Source organism: Achromobacter sp. DMS1, assembly GCF_001270295.1.
Genome location: NZ_LHSJ01000012.1, coordinates 15,348 through 37,061, shown reverse-complemented (window position 1 = coordinate 37,061; position 21,714 = coordinate 15,348). Strand labels below are relative to the sequence as shown.

Below are 21,714 nucleotides of genomic sequence, written 5' to 3'. Positions count from 1 at the left end.
TGCGTGACTTGCACCGGCCCCTGCTGGGCGGGCTGGGCGGACGGCTGCGGCCGCGGCATCGTGCTCGGGCGCGCGCGCGGTGCGGGCCGGCGCCGGCTGCGCGGTGCCCATGTCCACGACCTCAGGATGTGAAAACCGTTGCCGCTCTGGATGAGCGAGCTGACCTGGCCCTTGCCCAGGCCCTGGATCGCCTTGACGAAAGATCGCGCCAGCCTTCGGCCGGGCGCACGCCCATCATGCCCCCTTGCAGCGCCTCGGGACCGTCGGACGACGCGGCGGCCAGGCTGGCGAAGTCGTCGCCGCGCTTGGCGCGGGCCAGCAGTCCCTCGGCCTTCTTGCGCAGCATGGCGACCTGGTCGGGCGACGAGCCTTCGGGCACGCGCACCAGCTCTGCGCCAGCGCGTACAGCATGGGGCCCGCGGGCGCGGCGGCCGGTTCGGGCTGAGGCGCGGGCTGCTGCGCGGGCTGGGCCTGCTGCGGCGCGGCGCCGAAAGCGGGGTTGCGGCGCTGGTCTTTCAGGAAGGCGTCCACTTCCGCGTCGAAATCACGATGGTCGAGTCCACCGCGCGCTGGCGCAGGCGGTCCATGCGGATTTCCTCGCGCAGCGATTTGCGATAGCCGTCCCAGGTGGACCCCGACTTCTCGATCTCTTTGCGCAGCTGGTCCACCGAGATCTTGTTGCGCGCGGCGATGGACTGCACGGCGGCGTCGACCTGGGCGTCGTCCACCCGGATGCCCAGGCGGTCGGCCTCATGGCGCTGCACCCGGTCCATGATGAGGCGCTGCAGCACCTGGTGACGCAGCGTATTGTCGTCGGGCACCTGGATATTGCGGGCCTTGAGCTCGGCCGCCATGCGCTGCGACGCGTCGCGCAGCTCGCGCAGCGTGATCACGTCCTTGTCCACGACGGCCGCGATGCCGTCGACGAACTGCTCGGGAGGCGGCGCATCGGCCTGGCCGGCCGGCGCCGCGGCGGGCTTGGCGTTCGCGCCCTTGCCCGGATTGGCCGCATGGGCCGCGGGCAGCCCCGCGCAAAGGGCCAGCAGCAGCGCGCCGCCCGACCGGCGGAAAGAGTGCAACCTACGCATCATTCATACCTTTCAAATGTGGTCCCGGACGGCACTGGCGGCGTAATGCTCGTATAGCCGGGGATACTTCTGTTCAGCAGGTTCATCGGATCGGTGCCCAGCGAACCCAGGCCCGTCAGCTCGAGCTGCAGGAACAAGGCCGTATTGGCATCGTTGGCCGCCACGGCATAGCGCTGGTAGACGATGCGGCCCACCCAGCAGCAATCGCCCTTGTACTCCAGACCGGCGATGGCCTGGGTGACGCGGGGGGATTCCTCGGTCGGCAAACCGTCGCTGCCGATGACATTGCCGGTACGCATCGAATAATCGATCCGGCCTACGCCATACCAGCGCTTGGAGAACGGCCACTGCACCGCCAAGCTGAGCTGGTTCTGGCCCTGCGGCTGGTAATTGACACCAGCCAGCGGCTCGCGCTGGTAGCGATAGGCCAGCGCCACCGTGGTCAAGCGCTGGGGCGACCAGCGCGCGCTGACCAGGGCGCGCGACCACTTGTCGTCATAGGGGTTGTACTGCGCAGCGAGCTCCGTGGTCAGCGTGTCGGTCAGCGCCGCGGAAGCCCCCACCAGGAAGTCGGACCGCACGTTCTTGCGCGGCGTCTCGTACGGCAGGGTGACTTCCTGGTCTTGGAAATAGATGCGCTGCGCGGCCGACAGCGACAACCGCTCCAGCCCAGTGCTCGCGTCCAGCCAGCGCGTGGTCAGCGCCGCGGTGAGCTGGTTGGCGTTGGCGATGCGGTCCCAGCCGCCCGAATAGATGTTTTCCTCGAACGCCTGCGAGAAGCTGAAATCCGACAACGCGGTGTCATAGACCGGCAGCTTGGACTGGTCGCGATAAGGCACGCGCAGGTAGTACAGGCGCGGCTCCAGGGTCTGCGTGGAGGCCTTGCCGAACAGCGTGGTGTCGCGCTCGAAGATCATGCCCGCGTCCAGCGACATGATGGGCAACGCGCGCGACGAGGAGCCCGGATAGCCGTAGGAGGTTCCCGCCTGTGGAGTGCCACTGTTCAGGCCAAGCCAATCCCGGCCAAACCAGCTGGTCTGATATTGCGTGAAGTGCATCCCGGCCTTGGGCACGATGAACCAGCCCGGGCGAACAATGGGATAGGCCGCCGTCAGATAGCTCTGGAAACGATCCCCTTCCTGACCAGAACGCGCGCCTTCGAGCAAGGGCTTTCGAAAGCGCGTTGCGGTGTTGGTCCACTCGACGTCCAGGCCCCCCCAATCGTAGCGGGCGCCGCGGACGGTGAATTCCGGCTCCTTGTCATAGGGCGGTGTAATCAACGCATCCGGATCCTGCAGCGTCTGGTACTTGTACACTTCCACCGATGAGGACCAATAACCCGACGGCGAGGTCCACCCCAAGCGACCACGCTGCGGCAGGTAGGTGGTGGATGCCTGGTTCAACCCGAGCTGGGAAATGTCGCGGTAGTAATCGTTGTCGGATACCTTGGCAATATCCCAATCCGCATAGAAACCGTAAGGCAACAGCTGTTGGTGCACCCATCGGTACATCCAGCGGTCCCTATCCTTCTCGGTGTCGTTGGGCAGATAGGCGCCATCCATGAAGCCACCGTAGCTGTACCCGAGATACCGGAACTCGCCCCCCAGCTGCATCCCACGCTTGGAAAAATAGCGCGGGATCAAGGGGCAGGCCGGCCGCCGCCAGGGCGCGCAGGCTGGGAAGACTCATGCAGACGTCGCCCACCCAGTTGGGCAGGCGCACATACAGGCAGCTGATTTCGGACATGAACGGGCGCGTGTCGCGCGGTAAGGGCCGGCGGCGAGCCGGGAAGGGCCGATGCGGCCCGCCAGGGGAAAAGGCGGCGGCGCGGACGCCGGTAGCCGGTACAATTCCGGGCACAATTGTATAAAAGCGAGTGTTCCCTTTGAATTCAGCCGCACGCAACACGCCCGCGGGCTCACAGCCCGTCAAAGCCGAACTCTGGAGCCGCATCTACAGCCGGGTGGGTTCCTACTGGAAGGGCCTGCTGCTTGCCATCCTGCTCATGGCGGGAGCGGCGGCCACCCAGCCCACGCTGGCGGTCATCATGAAGCCGCTGCTCGACGAGGGCTTTTCCGGCACCAAGCCTTATTACGTGTGGGCGCTCCCGCTGGCGGTGGTGGGCCTGATCCTGTTGCGCGGCATCTGCAATTTCTTCAGCGACTACCTGCTGGCCTGGGTCGCCAACAATGTGCTGCTGGGCATGCGGCGCGACATGTTCGAACGGCTGCTGGGCCTGCCCGATGCCGACTTCAAGCGCGGCGATACCGGCCGGCTGCTCAACCGCTTCACCATCGACGCCGGCAACGTCACGGGCTACGCCACCGACGTCATCACCGTGCTGGTGCGCGAAACCCTGGTGGTCATCGCGCTCATCTGCGTGCTGCTGTACATGTCCTGGGTGCTGACCCTCATCATCCTCATCATGCTGCCAGTCTCGGTCATGATCGCCCGGGTCTTCATCAAGCGCCTGCGGCGCATCAACCGCGAAACCGTCAACATGAACGCCGAGCTTACCCGGGTGGTCAGCGAAGGCATCGACGGCCAGCGGGTCATCAAGCTCTTCGACGGCTACGAGGCCGAGCGAGGCCGCTTCGCCTTCGTGAGCGGCAAGCTGCGCCGCTTCGCCATGCGCACCGCCACCGCCGACGCGGCGCTCACCCCGCTCACCCAGGTCTGCATTTCCATTTCGGTGGGTGCGGTCATCGCCGTGGCCCTCAGCCAGGCCAACAGCGGCTCGCTCACCGTGGGCAGCTTCGCCTCGTTCATGGCGGCGCTGGCCCAGATCTTCGATCCCATCAAGCGCCTGACCAACCTGGCCGCGCGCATGCAGAAGATGCTGGTTTCGGCCGAGAGCGTCTTCACCCTCATCGACCAGCCGTCCGAAACCGATACCGGCACGCGCCTGCTTCCCGAGCCGGTGCGCGGCAAGGTGGAGTTCCGCAACGTCAGCCACCGCTTCCACGACGCCGATTCCGACACCGTCAGCGACGTCTCCTTCGTCGCCCAGCCCGGCCAGACGGTGGCGCTGGTGGGCCGCTCCGGCAGCGGCAAGACCACGCTGGTCAATATGCTGCCCCGCTTCGTGCTGCCCACCAGCGGCCAGATCCTGGTCGACGACGTGCCCGTCGAAGACCTCACGCTGCGCAGCCTGCGCTCGCACCTGTCGCTGGTCAGCCAGGACGTGGTGCTGTTCGACGACACCATCGCCGCCAACGTGGGCTACGGCGCCCTGGGCGAGGCCGACGAGCAGCAGGTGCGCGACGCCCTCGCGGCGGCCAACCTGCTCGATTTCGTCGAGAGCCTGCCGCAGGGCATCCATTCGCCCGTGGGCGAAAACGCCGCCCGTCTTTCCGGCGGCCAGCGCCAGCGCCTGGCCATCGCGCGCGCGCTCATCAAGAACGCGCCCATCCTCATCCTGGACGAGGCCACCTCGGCGCTGGACAACGAGTCCGAGCGCCAGGTGCAGGCCTCGCTGGAGCGTCTGATGCGCGGCCGCACCACGCTGGTCATCGCCCACCGCCTGTCCACCGTGCAGAACGCCGACCGCATCATCGTGCTGGATGCGGGCCGCATCATGGAAGAGGGCACCCACGCCGAACTGCTGGCCGCCAACGGCCTGTACGCGTCCCTCTACCGGATGCAGTTCCGCGAAGAATGAGCCTGCGTCCGCCGCCCCGGCGGACGGCTTGCCGCCAGCCCGGATCGCGCCGCCCGGGGCCGCACCGCCGGCTCCCGCCACGGAGCCGGCCCAGCTGAGGGAGAGTCCCATGTCCGTGCCCGCCGAAAGCCATCAACTCGTCAATGCCGTGGTGCTGCTCGGGGCCGCGGTCATCGGGGTACCGCTCTTCAAGCGCCTCGGCCTGGGCTCGGTCCTGGGCTATCTCGCGGGCGGACTGGCCATCGGGCCGTTCGGCCTGGGCTTTTTCTCCGATCCGCGAGCCATTCTCCACGTGGCCGAACTGGGCGTGGTGATGTTCCTCTTCATCATCGGGCTCGAAATGCAGCCCTCGCGCCTCTGGAAACTGCGCGGCGAGATCTTCGGCCTGGGCGTGGCGCAGGTGCTGGCCTGCGGCGCGCTGCTCACCGGCGTGGGCGTGCTGGCGGGGCTGGCGCCCCGCGGCCGCTTTCATGGCCGCCATGGGCTTCGTGCTCTCGTCCACCGCCATCGTCATGCAGATCCTGGGCGAACGCGACGACACCGCCAGCGCCCAGGGACAGCGCATCGTTTCCATCCTGCTGCTCGAAGACCTGGCCATCGTGCCGCTGCTGGCCCTGGTCGCGCTGCTCGCTCCAGCCGGCGCGGGCAGGCATGGCGGCGATCCCTGGGCGCAGGCCGCGATCGGCCGCGGGCTGCGTGCTGGCGCTGCTGGCCGCCGGCCGGTGGCTGCTCAACCCGCTGTTCCGGCTGCTGGCCGCGGCCCGCGCGCGCGAAGTCATGACCGCGGCGGCGCTGCTGGTCGTGCTCGGCGCCGCGCTGCTGATGGAGCTGGGCGGACTGTCCGCCGCCATGGGGGCGTTCCTGGCCGGCGTACTGCTGTCCGAATCCACGTTCCGGCACCAGCTCGAAGCCGAGATCGAGCCTTTTCGCGGCATTCTCCTGGGCCTGTTCTTCCTCGGCGTCGGCATGTCGCTGGACCTCTCGGCCGTGGCGCGCGAGTGGCCGCTCATCCTGGCCGGCGTGTTTGTCTTCATGGCGGTCAAGGCGGCGGGCGTCTACGGCATAGCCAGGCTGCTGCGGGCGCCCCGCCGCGAAGCCCTCACGCGCGCGGCCCTGCTGGCGCAAGGCGGCGAATTCGCCTTCGTGCTGTACTCGGCGGCGGCCGCCGCGGGCATCTTCGACGCGCACCTGGCGGCCGTCCTCACCGCCGTGGTCATCATTTCCATGGCGCTGACACCCGTCTGCGTGCTGGCGCTGCGGCTGCTGCCGCCGCCCGAACCCTCCATGGACGGCGTGGAAGCGGCGCAAGACCTGGATGGCTGCGCGCTCATCATCGGCTTCGGCCGTTTCGGCCAGATCGTCACCCAGGCCATGCTCGCGCGCGGCATGAACGTCTCCATACTCGACCTTGACACCGACGCCATCCGCGCCGCCGAAAAATGGGGAGTGAAGGTCTATTACGGCGACGGCACCCGGGCCGACATGCTGCGCAATGCCGGGGCGGAAACGGCCAAGGCCATCCTGATCTGCATCGACGATCCCAAGGACGCCACACGCATTGTCAGGCTGGCCAAGGCCGAGTTTCCGCTGGTGAAACTGGTGGTGCGCGCCTATGACCGCATCCACGCCCTGGCCCTGCTCAAGGAAGGCGTCGATTTCCAGGTGCGCGAAACCCTGGAGTCGGCGCTGGCCTTCAGCGCCGGCGCCCTGGCCGAAATGGGGGTGCCGGCGGAGGAGGCCGCCGATGTGGTGGCCGATGTGCGCAAGCGCGATCTGGTCCGTCTTGATCTCGAAGTGGCGGGCGGCCTGTTCGCGGGCCGGTCGCTGCTGTACGGCAACATGAAAGCGCCGGCGGACGGCCGCAACGACCGCGCCGACCGCGAAGCGCTGGACGAAGCCGCCGGCAATCCGCCCGGCGTCCCGGGATAGGACGAATTTTTCCTATCTTTTCATTGCTTTACGTATCATTTCACGCCAAAAACCGCCAGGCTGAGGTAGATTTATTCCTACGATCTCCGCGACATATCGGAGGCGAGTGCCAGGGGGTTGCCATGCTGCATCCGGAACGGAATTCCACCATGCCGCACGCCGTGGGCGTCGAATTGGCCAGGCGGCAGGCCGCGACGTTGGGCTGCGGGTTTTCCGCCGCCGTCACACGCCGCCTCGTGCAGAACATCCAGGGCGCGGGCGCGGCCTGGGCCATCAGCGCGCACCGCGAAACCGGCAAGGCGCGCGGCGCGCGGGCGTTTCCGTTCCGCATCGCCGCGATGGCTTCCTGAGCCCGGCCGCGCCGGGCAGCCGGATCAGCGGCCGATCATCACCGCCTGCAGGCGGGTCTGCGCCTGCTGCATGTTGCGCGCCTGGGCGTTCAGATCCTGCAAGAGCTGGTTCAACTGCTGTTGCACCGCCGGGTCGCTCACCTTCACGACCGGCCCGGACACGTCGATCTGCGCCTGGTGCGCGCTGACGTAATCGGCCACGTTCAGGCTCGCGTCCAGCGTCGCGCTCAGCTGGGGCAGCACGTCCGCGAAGGTGTCGGCGGGCAGGGTCACTGTCTTCTCGTAAGCCTGGTCATATACGGTCTTCAGGTCGTCGGGTTGCTGCAGCTTGGCGCGCGCTGCGTCCGCCTTGCTGCGCTCTTCCTTCAGCGCGGCGCCCATCTCGCCCAGCGCGGATTGCACGGTCTTCAGTTCGTCGCGGCGGCCCATGATGTCGCCCAGGGAGCGCATCGACGTCTTCTGCATCATGCCGCCCAGCGGCTTGACCGACGCGTCCATGCCGGCATGGAAATCCGTGATCACCTGGTAATGCGAGGCGTAATCGCCAAACGACTCGGTTTCCTCGTTCGTCGGCTGCGGCACGTGGATGCCGGGCTTGTCCACGATGCGGGTCTTCAGGAACTGCGCAAAAGCCGCGCGCTGTTCGGGCTCCTTGCTGCCGCATGCTCCCAGGGCCAGCGGCAACGCAACGGCCAGCAACGCGATCGGACGGAACAGGGACTTCATCAATCAAATCTCCGGTATGCCAAAAACAAAAGACCTGGCGCCAGCGGGCGCCGGCTGCCAGATCGACCGCCCGGGAGCTTATCGGCAACCGGCCCGACGCGCCCGCGGTTTCAGATTTGATTGCACTCGTATCCGGATGACACACCCGCGCTACATTCCGTCGCGCATGCGACGGGTTTCTCTGTTATGGAACGGGGCCGAGAGCTTCGCGGCAGGCGTCAGATCAGGATGATGTCGTATTGTCCTGGTATAAATTTCAAAACGCCTAGCTCAAGCGGGTTAGCGGGGTATTCTTGCTGATCTGTCTGCCATCTAGCTACCCAATTGGCTACCCAATTAGGCGGTGCTGGTTTCGTGGTTTACGGCGCGCGATTTTGCCATGCGCGCCAGCATGGCATTCACCGACTCGGCCGTGATGCCGACCGCCCGGGTGTTGCCGATGTTGTGCTTGACCAGCTCGCCGCGGCTGCACATCCGGTAGATGGTCGCTTTCGACAGACCCAAGGCCTCGGTCGCTTCGTGGATCCGGTAGATCAACTTCGGCGCCGCAGCCGGTGCTTGGTGTTGGGATGCGTATGCCATTATTGCTCCTTTTCAATCTTGTTCCTTGGCGGTGGGCTGGCTGGGGACGGGCAGGGCGCCCAGGGCCATGCCTGATGTGTGGTATGCGTCGGCCTGAGCGGCCGTTGATTGCAGCGGGTGCGGTCCAGCGCCGCATCGCGCACCGCCTCGCTCGCGGAAATTCACGGGAATGGGGGTATGGCAGACCCGGTGGTGGCATCCCATTGCCACCACTTGCCAGGACCATACTTCTCATCGTAGTGGACGATTTTCTGCTCCTTGCGAGCTATGTAATCTGGGTCGGTGCGTCCCCATACTTCCATCGGCAGATCTTCCGCCCGGTCCCGCAGCCAAAAATCCGGAAACACCCGGTCTTCGCCTGCGTCGAAACGCAGCGGCTTCTCGAAGCGCCGGTTTTCGGCCACCAGAGCAGCGACGACCGCGGCCTCATAGCCGGAATCGACGGGGATCCACTGAGGGGTCGTGACCATCAGGGCAGCGTCGACCACCCGTGCTTGCATCGAGCCAGTGGCAGGGGTCGGAACATCCGTCTGTACAATCGCAACGACTTGGTCGCCGGCCATCCAGCTGTTCAGTTCGCTCACAAACCGGCGTTGCAGCACGTCCCAGATCTCCCTGGTTACCTGCAAATGAGGAATCCCGTGGTAGCCGGAGATGGGTAATCGCGAACCTTCCTCCATGCCTGCCTGGTATTGAGCTAGGGGTGCGACGATCACCAGGCGGCGGCGCCGGTTCATGGCCTCGACAGCCTTGGCCTTGTTGAGCTCGGCCTGCCGGCCAGCCGCAGTGGGAGTGCCGATGAGCAGATTGCTGGATAGCCGCACTTTTCCCGCGTAGGTTGAGCTGGCAACTTGCAGCAAGTGGTAATGCAACACGCCAAGGTTGCGTTTGCCTTGCATGGACGGCGACCAGGTATGGAAGCCGGCCTCTGTCCACAAGTAGTGCAGCAGCCCCAGCAGTGTCATGCTCGCCTGGCCTGGCCGTCCTCGGCCTGCTGGTTTCTTGGCTTCGGACGAGGTTCCTGTTTGTTCCTCCTGCGGTGCGATGGCGGCGCGCTGCTGCAGTCCCACCTTGAGCTTGATCTTGACGTTGCCGTCATCCAGCTCCTGAACGACTCCGCGCCGGTACGCTCCGAGCCCCGACATGTTCGGATCCACGCCGTAGTAGATGCAGTCCTCGCTATGCTCGGGGCCAGTCTCAGGAAATCGAGCCAGATGGAAGGTGTCCGAATTCGAGCGGCTGTGAATCGACAGCCGCTTGTCGCCGGGACCGAGGCAGCAGCACCGCACCTCGGCTTTTCCATGAGAGAGCAACAGGACTCTCTTCCAGGCCGCAGCGTACTGTTCCTCGGCCTGGAACTCCGGAGAGTAGATGCGTGTGTTCCCTCCGAGCGTGATCTCGACCGGGTAGCGGGTTTCCTTCATGTTCATCTCTGAACGCCGTTTACACCGAGCGGCGCGGGCGTCTCAATTTGCGCTCTTGAAAGGCTGCAGCGTGGCTCATCGTTACGCTTATTCCATACGTCAGGCCGAGAACCACGGCGAATAAGCCGCTGACACACAGGCCCACTTCAACGATTTGCTCGTTGTCGAAAAGCCTGGCCGCGATTGCGACGGCCAGCAGCATGAACGCTGCCAGAAACATGCCGGCCCCGAGGCTGGTACCCACGAACACGCACTGGGTCGGGAGGTGCCCGTACGCCGTGCAGCACGTGCGCCAGGCCGAGGCAAATTGCCGCACATCGTCTTTCAGATCATTGAGCATGTTTTTCATGATGGAAATTCCAATGAAATGGCCCCGAGGTTGCCGTCACAGCCGGCGACATCAGGGCCAATGGAAGGTTTGGGGAGGCTAGCCCCCTCGATTGGTTGGGACGAACGTCCTTCAATGAACTACGACGTTGAGTTGCCGGCCAGTGCCTTGCGCGCCCGGGGCATTGGCGCATCGCGGGCGGATTCGCGCAGCAGCTTCTCCGCTTGTCGTTGTAGCGTGGCCATATCCCAGCGTGCCCGCTGCTCGGGCGAAACGCCATCAACATTCAATTCGGCGTGAGAGTCGCAGCCGTCGTGCAGCAGCTGCGCGATGGTGCCACTCTTGTGGACAGCCATTTTGCCTGAAACGGTCATGCGCCACTGCGACCGCCAGGAGCGGTTGCGATGGTTTCTCGTCACGGCACCCTGCCCCGGCTGGTGCGCTGTCTCACTGTGTCCCAGAGTGCCCGACGCGCTGTCGCGGAATCGATCTCGGGCGCGGGGACATCATGAGGCAATGCCAGAGCTCGAGTTTCCTCCCAGTAGGCCCGCGACAGGCCGAAATATGTCCAGCGGCTGAGCGGCTCATCGACCAGCTCTGCCAGGGCTGCTCGAAACTCGGGCGTGCCGTCGAGATACATCTGCTCGAGCACCGCGTATTGGGTGGCCGTCGCCTCCCTGGCCTGGTAGATGCCGAGGGTGATGGCTGTGATGGATGCCATCAATAGGGGCAGGCCCAGATTGCGCTTAATCCACGGCAGGTATTTGCTCATTTGCGGCCTTCCTCCGGGAACGTTGTGGACAGGAATAGTTTGCTATTGCTCCACAGCAACCCGCATCGAATGAGAAACTGGCCATCCGCTTGTTCGTTGACCTCCAGGGGACTGCGCCCTTTGCACGGGCCCGCCATCAGGTCTTGCCACGTGGTGCCGGCGGCCAGTTCGCCGTTGGTCAACCACCGCGCATAGTGCATGTTTCCAGTGTAGTAAACCCGCTCAGCGAGTATCAGCAAACTCGCCAGAAGGACAATCGCGCATGTAGCCAGGATTCCCCCGAACAGCCGCCTATTCGCGCCGCGTTGCGTGTAGATGCCTCGTGCAGCGACTGCGGCGGTCATCCAAGTCGCTCCGAGCGCAAGCCAAGGCCACGCGGAATCGATCGATTGAGACATGATGGCTGCTGACACGGCGAGCGACAGGCAGATGCCAAGTACCACCCGTTGGCTCAGCGATAGCTCCCAGATGCCGGATCCGTTCTCGTTGGTAAAAGACATTGTCAGTAGCCGCGTAATTGATCGTCGATTGGCCCATCGATTGCCATTAAGGTTAGCCATGCCGCCCCGAGCAGCAGTAGCCCCATTGGCAACCCCAATCCTACCAGGGCGATTTTTTCATAGGCGGTCAGCTGGCTCGTGTCGGTATAGGTCGTGCGAACGGCGCAGTTTGCCACAAGAAGCAGGCACCAGCAGAGGCCATTGAGCGCCAACAGCTTGATTCCCGTGCCGCATGGAGCGTCTTTAGGGAGCTTGGCCGTCAGGCAGGTGGCCCACGCAGATCCGCCCAATGCGACTGCGCCAACCGCCGCCGCGGCCCAGAAATGGCCGCCCAGGCTTACGGTCCATAGGAGCCAGTCCCAGACGTCCGCGATAGCGCGGCCGATGGTGGGGCCAGCATTGATCAGCGCACCGACAATGGCCAACGCGCAAATCAACGCAGCACCGCCGAGCACAACATTGCGTGCGCACGACTTGGCGGCCACAACGGTGGAAAAGGTGGAATAGGACGGTTTGCTCATTTTGTACTCCTGTCATTGACAAGGCCCCTGTGCTCCGAGGTGCGAGTGGGTTGATGTGAAAAAAGAGAGTCTCGATGGCACAGCCGGTTATCGTCTGCCAGCGAGGCGCGACACGACGGGAGATCGTTCGTCCCGTCCGGTGCTGCATTTGGATCAATAGTCCTATTCAGAAAGAGGAGATCATCCGAATCGGAGCGCTCTGGGCAGTGTTTAGCCGCTAAACCGCGACGCCTGATTGAACGCCGATTCGGATGCCGGCCGCGAGATACCGCGACGCATGGCCGGTCATCCTGCCGACTTGCACGGCGCGAGCCAGTTGGTCTCCTGGCTCGGTGTTCGCCCAACCCGTTACCCGCCACGGGAGGCATGCTGCTTGGGCGCTCGGTCTCGGCATTGGGCGATATGGTCGCCGTCAGTGCCTCGAGCGGCGTCACGGCTCTCAGACGAGCCTCTTTTTGACACCTCCGAGATCGATGTGCGTTGGTTCTTTTCACTGGCGGGTACCCTGTTTTTGTTTTTTTCTCTGCCCCGGTAGGCCAGCGGACTTCACGGGTCACCAATAGGCGCATCGACTTTTGCTGCTTCTTTTCGTCCCTGGGGCTTTCCATTCCTCGCAGCCAGCTCCCCTTCGCGTCGCTTCACAGCGGACGCAGGACGGATGTTGCGTGTTGTTAAAGAGCATGTGCGAATAAATGTACTATTTAGTACATAGTTAGTCAATACTATTAGGTACATTTTTGAGGTGTGACGGAAAAGCAACAAAACGGAATATTTGATACGTTTTGATGCAAAACTGACGACTAATGCGGGCTTTTTGCTCGTCCCGCCCTCAATCCTTGCCGGGGGCAGACCAGACCAGTCGCAACGAGGGGCGACTGGCGACCGTGCACGCCCGTAGGACGGAGTCGCGGTCGGCCGAGCAAGGTTGTTCGTTATGCCTTTCTTTTTTTCAGAATCGCACCCGCGACAAACTCAGAGACTCGAATGTCAAGTTCGTGTCGCTTCTCAGGGGTCAAGGCCATGAGATCCTCATAAGAAGTGAGGCGAAATGGCCATGGCTTGAATGGCGTGGTGGCGTTGGGGCGGGTGTAGGCGGTGCCCGGCGAAACTTTGTGGTGTTGCGCGCCGGTGGGCGTACCTTCCAAGTATCGGAAGGGCATGCCGGTCTGCTGCTCCAAATTACGGGCTCGGCGTGAGCCAAAGCTTTTGGTACGCAGCAGTTGTGAGATCTCGCTCTCGTTCAGGCCATGGGCCCGACAAAATGCGCGCGCGCTGGGGTAATGCGCAGCAATCCACGCTTTCAATTGGTCCCGGCGGACCTGCATCTCGTGCGCTGCGGCGTCCATGCGACGGATTCTGCATGACCTGACATGTATTTACCAAAAAGTACAAGACACACGTGCTTAGATCTCGTACTATTTGGTACATATGAATTCCGCCAAACGATATCCCCGTATTGAGGCCCTCGTTGAGTGGCTGAAGAACACCCCCTTGTCCGAGGCTCGGGTGCTTTGCGTAGCGCATGGCACGAGCTGGGAGTATGTGCGCCAAATTGCCTACGGTTACAAGCTTGTTGGGCCACGAAAAGGCGTGGCCATCGAGCGCATGACGGGTGTTCCGCGTCCTGCTCTTCGGCCTCACGACTGCTGGGAGGTTTGGCCGGACCTGCAGCGGCCATCATGAGATCGGCTGTACTGCGGAGGCTCAGGCTGCCGCGCGCGCTTGGCGCGCAGCGCTTTTGCGAGGCGTGCGCTTCCGAGAAGCGACCTTGCGAGAGGCACCAGCTGACTTGGAGATCTTGAGCTCGATGTAGTCTTCGATGTCTTCTTTGGTTGACGCATCCAAGGCGTCATAGGCTTCAGGCGTGATGCGAGGACTGAATGGCCAGCGAGGCCTGGCCGATTCCGTCTCGGTCGCGGACTCCTCAGCCACGACAGTATCGGCGACCCTCATTGGACCTTCGCCATCAGCGAGCCAACGTGCGCTCACATTGTAGATGTGGGCCAACCGAGTCGTGAATGTCGACGTTGGGTAGGAGTCGTTTTCCAGTTCGGACAACGTCGATTGCGACATTCCCGCCTTCTTGGCGGCTGCCGCTTGGCTGAGCTGCGCATGGAGGCGCGCGGCTCGAAGTCGTCGTCCAAAGGTCACCATATCGGAATTCTGAAGCCGTTCTTGATCGGCACGCCGATTGCACAACTATCGGAATTCCGATATTCTTCGATAATGAACTGGAAAGCACTTATTCACGACCTGGTGCGCGCTGGGTGGACCCAGGCCCAGATCGCCAAGGAAATTGGCATATCGCAATCTACGGTGGCCGGCATTTTGGCAGGCGATCAGAAGGATATGAAGTGGCACAACGGTGAACGCCTGCGTGCCTTGCATCGTCGCGTCTGTAGCAGTACGAGGGCGCGTCAGCCGAAATGAGATCTGCGAGCGTCGTCCCGTCACGGACAAGAGGAAACCACATGAAAACCGTCGATAAGGACAGGGATCTAGCGGCTAAACACACAGCAGGGTCAAAATTCCGGACCCGTGGATATGTGGATGATCGCTGCGCGACCACCCCGCTCGCTGCGCTCGGCCCGTGGACAACCGCTGATGGACAAACGGTGGACAGGCTCCGCCTGCCCACGCGCTTGCCCACAGGGTATGCCCACCGGCTTCCGGGGTTTCACCCACATACCCACCGACCCCCATCAAGTCTCATTGAGATACAGAACCTCCAAACACTCTCGCCTGCGGCGCTCGACATCAGGGTGTCCGCAACGCCGGCCTGACGTGCGAACAGACCTAGGACGAGGTGCGTGCGGGACAAATGCCCGCATCAATTGCCGCGCACGCCAGCTCCAGCATGCGCGGCAGATCGTCAGAGGCCACGTTTTTTTGCCCGTTGCATCCATGCGTTTGCTCGTTTGCCCCAGCCAGGCGGTTTGGGGCGTCTGACAGCAGCGAGCAGGGCGGCTGCAGTTTTGTAACGCCCGCTCAGGCGTCAGGCACGCCATCCGCAGGATTGCGCTGCATGCCGAGCGGCACGCCGTCGCGGTGGTCGGCGCACCAGTCCTGCACCGCCGGCTCGCCGTTGAGCTCCGTGATCAGCGCGTCGTAGATGACGCCGTACTGCGACGAGCCGCCGTGCAGGTACTGCGCGACACGCCGCAGGCGGTCCTGCAGGCGTTTAATTTCCCACAGCAGGGCGCGGCCGTCGGAGCCAGCGGGGCTACGCGCACTGATAGCGCGCAGCTCGTCGAAGGTGAGGGGTGATTTGAAGGGCATGGCGATATAACTGTATATATATACAGTATATGACAGCGGGAACGGAATTAGCGGCGAGCCATTCGCCACGGTACTGTATGGCCTACTGGATATTGGACACTTCGATCGAGCGGTCGGGCGGAGGGTGTGATCGGCCTTGCCTGTGCTCCAATTGTGCCGCGCTGTTCTCGCCGCCACGTGCAGCGCGCCGCCACAGGCGCGCTTGGGGCAGGCGGCCAGCTGTGCCACTTGACCGCTGCGCTGCAGCACGGCCCAGGAGCGACGGGCAATCACGCCGTGGACGCGCTCTTCGTACGAGATTCCGCTGGTGCGATGCGGCTGGCCACGCCGAAAGAGATCCTCGCAACGGCACGCGAGGCCGTCCAGCAGGAGATCCAGCGGGACCAGCCTTTGAATTCGCCAAATCACTGTCGTTCGCAGCGAAGAGCTTGCTCGTGTGATCCGCAGAGTGGCCTGGCACAGGTGTCAGGCCTGGGCGCATCTTGGCCCTGCGCGCACCAGGCGCAAGGGGCTTTCGCGGCATAAACCGCTCGCTCGCGCTCGCTATTTATTCCACGTCCCCTTGCCCCCGGCGCTTGTTCCGCAGGGCGCCAGTGCTCCCGTCCCGCCACTTGGCCGGGCCCACTCTCAAGGAGCACAACATGACGCACGCTACCCTCGCACCTGCCCGCCTTGTCCCCGATGATGAGCGCATGGGCTTCCTGCCCAAGCACTTTGGCCAACGCCTCATGCTCCGCGGCGAACTGACCGTCTACGGATGGATGGATCGCCTCTCGCCTGACTACCAAGGCGGGTATTGGAACTACTACGAGATCAAGGGCGGTGTTGCGCGCAGAGTAAAAATGAGCCACTAAGTGCAAAGTAAATCTGAGCCACTTTTCCGTAAAGTGAGGCCTTTTTGCGCGAAGGCCCACCATGCTTCAGAAGGATCAGTGGATGACCATCCATGTGCTCATTGCTCAAGGCCTGTCGCAGCGCGAGATCGCCCGGCGACTTGGCATTTCACGTAACACGGTGGCCCGTTACGCGGCCAGCGACGACGTGCCGCGTTACAAGCGACGCGCACCTCGACCGACCAAGCTTGAACCGTTTCACGACTACATTCTTCAACGGATGGCGGCGGCCGCGCCCGAGCAGATTGCCGCACCGGCATTGTTGCGGGAACTTCGAGAACTCGGCTATCAGGGCCAACTGCGCAGCTTGCAGGCGTTCATGAGCGCGCACCGGCCCGTACCGACCCCGGATCCGGTCGTGCGGTTTGAGACGCCCGCCGGTCAGCAGATGCAATGCGATTTCGTCGTCTTTCGGCGCGGCGCTGATCCGTTGTATGCGTTCACCGCAACGTTGGGTTTTAGCCGCTGGCGCTGGGCGCAGTACACGACGAACGAACGCGCGGAGACGCTGATTCGCTGTCACCACACGCTGTTCGAAGCCTTGGGCGGAGTGCCTAAGGAGATTTTGTACGACAACGCGCGCACCATCGTGCTGGAGCGCGATGCCTACGGCGAGGGCCATCATCGCTGGCACCCACAACTGCTTGACCTGGCCAAGCAGTATGGATTCTTGCCGCGTCTGTGCCGACCGTATCGGGCTCGCACAAAGGGGAAGGTGGAGCGTTTTCACCGTTATCTGCGTGGCAATTTCTACGTCCCGCTGGCCAGTCGACTCAAGCAGATGGGCTTGAGCGTGGATGTGGAGACCGCGAATGCCGAAGTACGCAAATGGCTTCGTGATGTGGCCAATCAACGGGTACATCCAGTCACCCAACGCACTCCCGCAGCGTTGTTTGAAGAGGTCGAGCGCGCCATGTTGCGGCCCTTGCCGCCCTACCGGATACGCCCGCAATCGGGCCCCGCCCAGCAGGCCAGCCCGATGCACACCGAACAAAGTCGTTGGTCGCACGCCATGCATACGCCCTTGCAGCATCCGCTGTCGACGTATCAACGCTTGTTGACGGAGGTGACGGCATGAACCTGCAACACGAGCGCATCGACGACTACTGCCAGGCGCTAAAACTCGAAGGCCTTATGCAGCACTACCGCGCCTTGGCCGCCGAAGCCGCCGAGAAGGACTGGACACTACTGGACTACCTGGAGCAGACGCTTCGCGCCGAGCGCGATGCCCGTCAGCTGCGGTCACGGCAGACCCTGGTACGCATGGCCGCATTCCCGGCCATCAAGACGCTGGATGAGTATGACTACGGCTTTGCCGTGGGCGCGCCCAGGGCGCAGATCGACGAACTGGCCACGCTGCGCTTCATTGAACGCGGAGAGAACGTCGTGTTGCTCGGCCCCAGCGGGGTTCCCGCGCCGTCCCTGTTTCTCCCATCGCGTCCGGGATGGCGGCAGGTTCCACGGACGATGCGCAGCAGGAAAATCGTATTCCACGCGGAGCCGCCGCCGACGCCGAAGCGGTCGCAGATCCATTCTGAAAGACCGATCCAGCGCACTGCCTGGATTTGCACCGCCCGCTCGTCCCGTAAGCGCTCCTCATCGATCAGGCGGTCTTTCCAGAACAGCCAGAGCGTCAGGCCGATATTGGCCGCCACATCCTGCGCCGCTTCGACCGAATCCGCCTCATAGGCCGCTTGCAGCGCCTCGGAGAAGTCGCCCATCACGCTCTTTGCCGTTTCGATCCTGGCGGCCCCCGAGAGATCGGTTGCGTTCAAGACAACCGCCTTGCCGAGCAAGGCGCGCAGGTTGAGGTACTCGAAGCGAATGCGGGGGTTATAGCGGACCACCAGATGCAGTTCAGGGTCCGACGCAAGGCGTTCGAGCTCGGCGGCGGCTGCAACCGTTTTGCCGCGCATGTAGAGGTTCCAGCTACGCGCGATGAAGGCCATCGCGGAAAAAGAAGCGAGGCCACTCTTCGTGGAAACCGGCTTGAGGCGCCGTTCGAGTCTGGCGAGTGCTTCATGGCTGCGCTCCAACTGCCCGAGCTTCCGCCATGCCAGGCTTTCCTTCAGTACCGACAACGCGACCTGAAAATCGTCCGTTGCAGCATGCTGCGCCACGCGGAAGCTCTCGGCCAGGCTCCGGTCGGAAGCCGACGGGAACCCGTCGAGAGCAACACGCATCGCCTGTGTCAGATGGTTCCAGTACGCGACATCCTGCATCACATACCCGGTGGGGTCGCCGCGCATCGATTCGTCTGCGGGCAATCCGAGAAGCCGTGCCAGGGTAGGACTGTCGAGCTCGGCTCCCCGCGCATATATCCGAAGACGGGCCGCCGTTTCGCCCCGCATCCAGAACGGTCCATGGCTGCGCCGCCTGGTGCTCAACAGTGCCGGCTCGATCGCAGGGTCGTCCCCCCACCCAACGGAAATGCCCCAGCACTTGAAGTCCGCGAATGCTCTCGATATGAGCATCCGGAAATTGGACCTGCCCGGAAAACGCGCCTGTATCGCGGAAGCAGACAGGCTTGTGCCGCTTGAACGATATGCGTGATAGATGCGCAGCAGCAGCCAAAGCGATTGATAGCGCGCCGGCATGCCGTTGACGAGATAGGGCTCTGAAAAATCAATGCGGATGGGTGTTTCGATGCTCACGGCTCGTTTTTTGGCGATCGGTCGATGAAAATGACCGGAATGCGTTTCGCCATTCTAGTGCTTGCGCGTGCAGCGTCCATCGCGTGTTACAGCCGTTACGAAGCGGCGCTTGGCATGCCGGCATGCCGTCCTTAATCTCTCGCTCCATCGGGCGCACATCGCCCGATCATTCATCCGTCTAAAGAGTAAAAAGGGAGCGTCATGAATATCTTCAATCGCGCTTTGGGTGCGCTCGCCATCGTTGGCGTCACACTGGCCGGCCATGGCCTTGCCCAGGCAAAACCGGGTTGCGACGAACAGGCCGATTTCGCGGCCGCGTTCGAGCAGTCGCAGGTGCAAGGCACCTTCGTGCTGTTCGACCCGGAAACGGGTGCCATGTATTGCCACAATGCCGAACGTGCGCGCACACGCTACCTTCCGGCCTCGACTTTCAAGATTCCGAATACGCTGATTGCTCTCGAATCGGGCGTGGCATCCGGCCCCGATTTCGCGCTTCCATGGAACAGCGGGCGCGATCCCCGGCAAGCATGGTGGCCGCAGGTATGGGCAAAGGACCATACGCTGGCAAGCGCCCTGCCGAACTCCGTGGTCTGGTTCTACAAGGAGCTTGCGCGGCGCACGGGAACGGCGCGCATGCAAGCATACGTGGACCGTTTCCAATATGGGAATCGCGATATCTCCGGCGGCATCGACACCTTCTGGCTCACGGGAAAACTCGGCATCTCGGCGGAGGAACAGGTCGCGTTCCTGCACAACTTCCATTCCGGCAAACTGGGCGCCTCCGAACGGAACACGCAGATCGTCAAGGACTTGCTGGTGCTGGAGGAAACGCCGGCCTACCGCTTGAGCGGCAAGACCGGGTGGTCGGGTTTCGGAGACGCGACGACACCGCAGACCGGATGGCTCGTCGGCTACCTGGAACGGGGCGAACAGGTCTACTTTTATGCAACCAATGTCGAAATCAGGAAGGAGTCTGACGGTGCGGCCAGGTTTGCCGTTACCAAGGCGATCTTTAACAGCCTTGGATTAATGTAGTGGGGCTGCGTGAGGTACGCGCCTGGATCGCTGCCTTGTTTTTCAGCCGATAGACTTCCAAACCAGCAGCCTCGCCAACACTCGTTGCGGACTAGAAGATCGCTACCGCTTGCCCGCCGGCTGGTAGCGATCTTCATGAATACCCAGGAACGGCAACGCTTTTTTCCATCAGCCCGCACTCGTGTAATCCACGGCAGCCCACTCGAAATACGGCTTGAGCAAGGCGATTAGTTCAACATGCGCGGGGTGGAAAAGATAGGCTTCCAGTCCCGCAACATCGTCGAACTTCGATTCCAGCGAATAGTCCCAGCACACCGGCCGCTGTATTTCGTTCGCCGAAAGTTTCCAGTAACGGATGCTTGCGATCTTGACGCCGAGGGCGTCCATTTTCTCCACCAGTTCGCGCTCGCGTTCGGGCTGCTTTTCGACGCCGGGTTTGCGGCGAAACAGTACGAGGTGATTCAGCATGGAACACCCCCGCGCTGCATGAGCCAGGCCGGCGCATCCTGCAATGCCACCGGACGAAGGAAGCGCTGCAAGGCCGCTTGCCCGACCGAGGTCGTCTGCGGCTGAGTCGAGGCCGGCCAAGGCCCGCCGTGGTGCTGTCCGCGCGTGACGGCAACGCCGGTCGGCACTCCTGAGAACAGCACACGCCCTCCAACATTCATTGCGGCGCGCACGATGCGACGCGTCTCTTCGCTTTCCTCTTCAGCGCCCCAGACGGTTACCGTGAGGCTGCCTTCGACGGCATCCAGCACTTGAAGCGTCTGCTCGGTCGAATCCGTGACCAGAACCACGCAGGACGGACCGAACACCTCTTCGCGCAACCCCGGCTCTGCCAGGAAGGCCGCAACGTCGATCTGCACCAGGTTCGGTTGCGGGTTTCCATCTGCACGGGGGTTCGCGTGATTGAGACGTCTGGCTCCCGGATGCGCGCACAGTCGTGCCGCTCCGCGCTCGAAGGCATCGCGAATGGCTGGCGTCAGCATGGCGTGCGTGGTCTGCTCGTCCAACCGCTCCGCCAATTGACGAAGAAAGGATTGGCTGTTTGCGTTTCCGCGCAACACCAGGAGGCCGGGACTGGTACAGAACTGGCCGCAGCCTTGTGCAATCGATGCCGCCAGGGTCTGAGCCAGCTCATTGCCGTTGGTCTCGATTGCCGACGGCAGCGCCACGATGGGATTGATGGAGCCGAGCTCGCCGTAGAAAGGAATTGGCCGGGGCCGCGTGTTGACCTCGCGCTGCAGCGCCGCCCCGGCGGCAAACGAACCGGTAAAGGCGACGGCAGCGATGCCCGGATGCTGCACCAGATAGACGCCCACGTCCTTCGATGCGCCTTCGACCATGGTCAGCACACCGTCCGGCGCACCGGCCGCCTGCAATGCCTGTTGCGCCAGCTTGAAGACGGCACGGGAAAGTTTCGGATGCGCGGGATGGGCTTTCACCACCACCGGACAGCCGGCGGCCAGGGCCGAGGCCGTGTCGCCGCCGAGTACGGAAAAGGCAAACGGGAAATTGCTGGCCGAGAACATGGCTACCGGCCCCAGCGGCACCGCTGCGCGCACCAGATGAGGGTGGCCCACAGGCGGCAGCCCGGGGACTGCCGGATCTTCGAACATCGGGAAAGCGTCCCCGGCTTCGACGGCATCGGCAAATACGCGCAACTGGAACGCCGTCCGGTCAAGCTCGCCGTTCAGGCGCGGGATCCCGAGATACGTTTCTTCGTGCGCAATCGGCACCAATTCTTCACGCGCCGCTTCCAGTGCTGCCGCAAGCGCCTGCAGCGCGCCGACGCGGCGCGCCGGCTGGCTCGAAGACCACGCTGGCCAGGCTGTTGTCGCCGCATTGACGGCAACATCGATATCGGCAGACGTAGATTCTCGCCGCTCATCCAGTCGTTCTTTGTTCATGCGATCCTTCTCGCGATACGAAACCGTGCCGGCACTGAACTGTCCAGGCCCACGCCGGCCGG

Annotated in this window: 21 protein-coding genes and 5 pseudogenes; 8 read left to right on the top strand and 18 right to left on the bottom strand. The window is 63.4% G+C overall.

The features are described from left to right. From AD428_RS29075 to AD428_RS27410, 4 genes and pseudogenes are all read right to left on the bottom strand, one after another. A pseudogene (locus AD428_RS29075) lies at nt 1-346 on the bottom strand (peptidylprolyl isomerase); the annotation flags it as partial. A 169-nt stretch (nt 347-515) separates the two neighbouring features. Then, on the bottom strand, nt 516-1,091 hold the full coding sequence (locus AD428_RS29070; RefSeq protein WP_304438900.1) for a SurA N-terminal domain-containing protein: 576 nt from the start codon (nt 1,089-1,091) through the stop codon (nt 516-518). Then, a pseudogene (locus tag AD428_RS02835) lies at nt 1,088-2,731 on the bottom strand (LPS-assembly protein LptD); the annotation flags it as partial. The pseudogene AD428_RS02835 and the gene AD428_RS29070, both read right to left, overlap by 4 nt. Continuing rightward, nucleotides 2,730-2,834, bottom strand: a pseudogene (locus AD428_RS27410) (glycosyltransferase family 9 protein); the annotation flags it as partial. The pseudogenes AD428_RS27410 and AD428_RS02835, both read right to left, overlap by 2 nt. 139 nt (nt 2,835-2,973) lie before the next feature. Between AD428_RS27410 and msbA the strand changes: the two are divergent. From msbA to AD428_RS02820, 3 genes and pseudogenes are all read left to right on the top strand, one after another. Beyond that, nucleotides 2,974-4,749 carry a lipid A export permease/ATP-binding protein MsbA gene (gene msbA, locus AD428_RS02830; RefSeq protein ID WP_053244103.1) on the top strand — a complete coding sequence of 592 codons (1,776 nt, stop codon included), beginning with the start codon at nt 2,974-2,976 and terminating at the stop codon, nt 4,747-4,749. Nucleotides 4,750-4,858: 109 nt separating this feature from the next. Then, nucleotides 4,859-6,678 (top strand): annotated as a pseudogene (locus AD428_RS02825) (monovalent cation:proton antiporter-2 (CPA2) family protein). 122 nt (nt 6,679-6,800) lie between these two features. Then, the gene (locus AD428_RS02820) at nt 6,801-7,028 is read left to right on the top strand and encodes a hypothetical protein (protein WP_053244102.1); all 228 of its coding nucleotides are present in this window, start codon (nt 6,801-6,803) and stop codon (nt 7,026-7,028) included. A 24-nt stretch (nt 7,029-7,052) separates the two neighbouring features. On the opposite strand, the gene AD428_RS02815 is transcribed toward AD428_RS02820, so the two are convergent. The 10 genes from AD428_RS02815 to AD428_RS24295 form a co-directional block, all read right to left on the bottom strand. Then, the gene (locus AD428_RS02815) at nt 7,053-7,754 is read right to left on the bottom strand and encodes a DUF3053 family protein (RefSeq protein ID WP_053244101.1); all 702 of its coding nucleotides are present in this window, start codon (nt 7,752-7,754) and stop codon (nt 7,053-7,055) included. A 336-nt stretch (nt 7,755-8,090) separates the two neighbouring features. Beyond that, a complete protein-coding gene (locus AD428_RS02810) occupies nt 8,091-8,336 on the bottom strand; it encodes a helix-turn-helix transcriptional regulator (protein ID WP_053244100.1) in 246 nt (81 codons plus the stop codon). A 161-nt stretch (nt 8,337-8,497) separates the two neighbouring features. After that, a complete protein-coding gene (locus AD428_RS02805; protein WP_235488919.1) occupies nt 8,498-9,766 on the bottom strand; it encodes a DUF1173 family protein in 1,269 nt (422 codons plus the stop codon). Nucleotides 9,767-9,779: 13 nt separating this feature from the next. Next, nucleotides 9,780-10,109 (bottom strand): hypothetical protein, encoded by a 330-nt coding sequence (locus AD428_RS02800; protein WP_053244099.1) that lies wholly within the window; start codon nt 10,107-10,109, stop codon nt 9,780-9,782. Nucleotides 10,110-10,228: 119 nt separating this feature from the next. Further along, the gene (locus AD428_RS02795) at nt 10,229-10,462 is read right to left on the bottom strand and encodes a hypothetical protein (RefSeq protein ID WP_152967968.1); all 234 of its coding nucleotides are present in this window, start codon (nt 10,460-10,462) and stop codon (nt 10,229-10,231) included. Between the two features lie 41 nt (nt 10,463-10,503). After that, nucleotides 10,504-10,860: a hypothetical protein gene (locus tag AD428_RS02790; RefSeq protein WP_053244097.1), complete on the bottom strand. Its 357-nt coding sequence runs from the start codon at nt 10,858-10,860 to the stop codon at nt 10,504-10,506. Next, nucleotides 10,857-11,360 carry a hypothetical protein gene (locus tag AD428_RS02785; protein ID WP_053244096.1) on the bottom strand — a complete coding sequence of 168 codons (504 nt, stop codon included), beginning with the start codon at nt 11,358-11,360 and terminating at the stop codon, nt 10,857-10,859. Before AD428_RS02785 ends, AD428_RS02790 begins: the two co-directional genes overlap by 4 nt. Nucleotides 11,361-11,362: 2 nt before the next feature. Then, the gene (locus tag AD428_RS02780; protein WP_053244095.1) at nt 11,363-11,881 is read right to left on the bottom strand and encodes a hypothetical protein; all 519 of its coding nucleotides are present in this window, start codon (nt 11,879-11,881) and stop codon (nt 11,363-11,365) included. 932 nt (nt 11,882-12,813) lie between these two features. Continuing rightward, on the bottom strand, nt 12,814-13,227 hold the full coding sequence (locus AD428_RS25910) for a hypothetical protein (RefSeq protein WP_152967967.1): 414 nt from the start codon (nt 13,225-13,227) through the stop codon (nt 12,814-12,816). Between the two features lie 358 nt (nt 13,228-13,585). Further along, on the bottom strand, nt 13,586-14,035 hold the full coding sequence (locus AD428_RS24295; RefSeq protein WP_082308228.1) for a helix-turn-helix domain-containing protein: 450 nt from the start codon (nt 14,033-14,035) through the stop codon (nt 13,586-13,588). Here AD428_RS24295 and AD428_RS27405 point away from each other — a divergent pair. After that, nucleotides 13,979-14,311, top strand: coding sequence for a helix-turn-helix domain-containing protein (locus AD428_RS27405; RefSeq protein ID WP_235488924.1), 333 nt, complete (start codon nt 13,979-13,981; stop codon nt 14,309-14,311). The two genes, AD428_RS24295 and AD428_RS27405, sit on opposite strands and share 57 nt — an antisense overlap. Nucleotides 14,312-14,869: 558 nt before the next feature. On the opposite strand, the gene AD428_RS02770 is transcribed toward AD428_RS27405, so the two are convergent. Further along, entirely contained in the window at nt 14,870-15,160 is a 291-nt protein-coding gene (locus AD428_RS02770) for a hypothetical protein (protein ID WP_053244093.1), read from the bottom strand. Nucleotides 15,161-15,801: 641 nt separating this feature from the next. Here AD428_RS02770 and AD428_RS02765 point away from each other — a divergent pair. The 3 genes and pseudogenes from AD428_RS02765 to AD428_RS29065 all read left to right on the top strand — a co-directional run. Further along, a complete protein-coding gene (locus AD428_RS02765) occupies nt 15,802-16,014 on the top strand; it encodes a hypothetical protein (RefSeq protein WP_053244092.1) in 213 nt (70 codons plus the stop codon). 61 nt (nt 16,015-16,075) lie between these two features. Further along, nucleotides 16,076-17,131 carry an IS21 family transposase gene (gene istA / locus AD428_RS02760; protein ID WP_053244091.1) on the top strand — a complete coding sequence of 352 codons (1,056 nt, stop codon included), beginning with the start codon at nt 16,076-16,078 and terminating at the stop codon, nt 17,129-17,131. Further along, nucleotides 17,128-17,403 (top strand): annotated as a pseudogene (locus AD428_RS29065) (ATP-binding protein); the annotation flags it as partial. The gene istA and the pseudogene AD428_RS29065, both read left to right, overlap by 4 nt. Here AD428_RS29065 and AD428_RS26970 read toward each other — a convergent pair. After that, on the bottom strand, nt 17,358-18,707 hold the full coding sequence (locus AD428_RS26970) for a hypothetical protein (protein WP_200907980.1): 1,350 nt from the start codon (nt 18,705-18,707) through the stop codon (nt 17,358-17,360). The pseudogene AD428_RS29065 and the gene AD428_RS26970 sit on opposite strands and share 46 nt — an antisense overlap. 201 nt (nt 18,708-18,908) lie before the next feature. Between AD428_RS26970 and AD428_RS02750 the strand changes: the two genes are divergently transcribed. Further along, on the top strand, nt 18,909-19,742 hold the full coding sequence (locus AD428_RS02750; RefSeq protein ID WP_053244089.1) for a penicillin-binding transpeptidase domain-containing protein: 834 nt from the start codon (nt 18,909-18,911) through the stop codon (nt 19,740-19,742). A 168-nt stretch (nt 19,743-19,910) separates the two neighbouring features. Here the strand turns inward: AD428_RS02750 and AD428_RS02745 are convergent, their stop codons facing one another. Continuing rightward, nucleotides 19,911-20,210 carry a Dabb family protein gene (locus tag AD428_RS02745; RefSeq protein ID WP_053244088.1) on the bottom strand — a complete coding sequence of 100 codons (300 nt, stop codon included), beginning with the start codon at nt 20,208-20,210 and terminating at the stop codon, nt 19,911-19,913. After that, the gene (locus tag AD428_RS02740) at nt 20,204-21,652 is read right to left on the bottom strand and encodes an aldehyde dehydrogenase (NADP(+)) (protein WP_053244087.1); all 1,449 of its coding nucleotides are present in this window, start codon (nt 21,650-21,652) and stop codon (nt 20,204-20,206) included. Before AD428_RS02740 ends, AD428_RS02745 begins: the two co-directional genes overlap by 7 nt. Nucleotides 21,653-21,714: the final 62 nt, after the last annotated feature.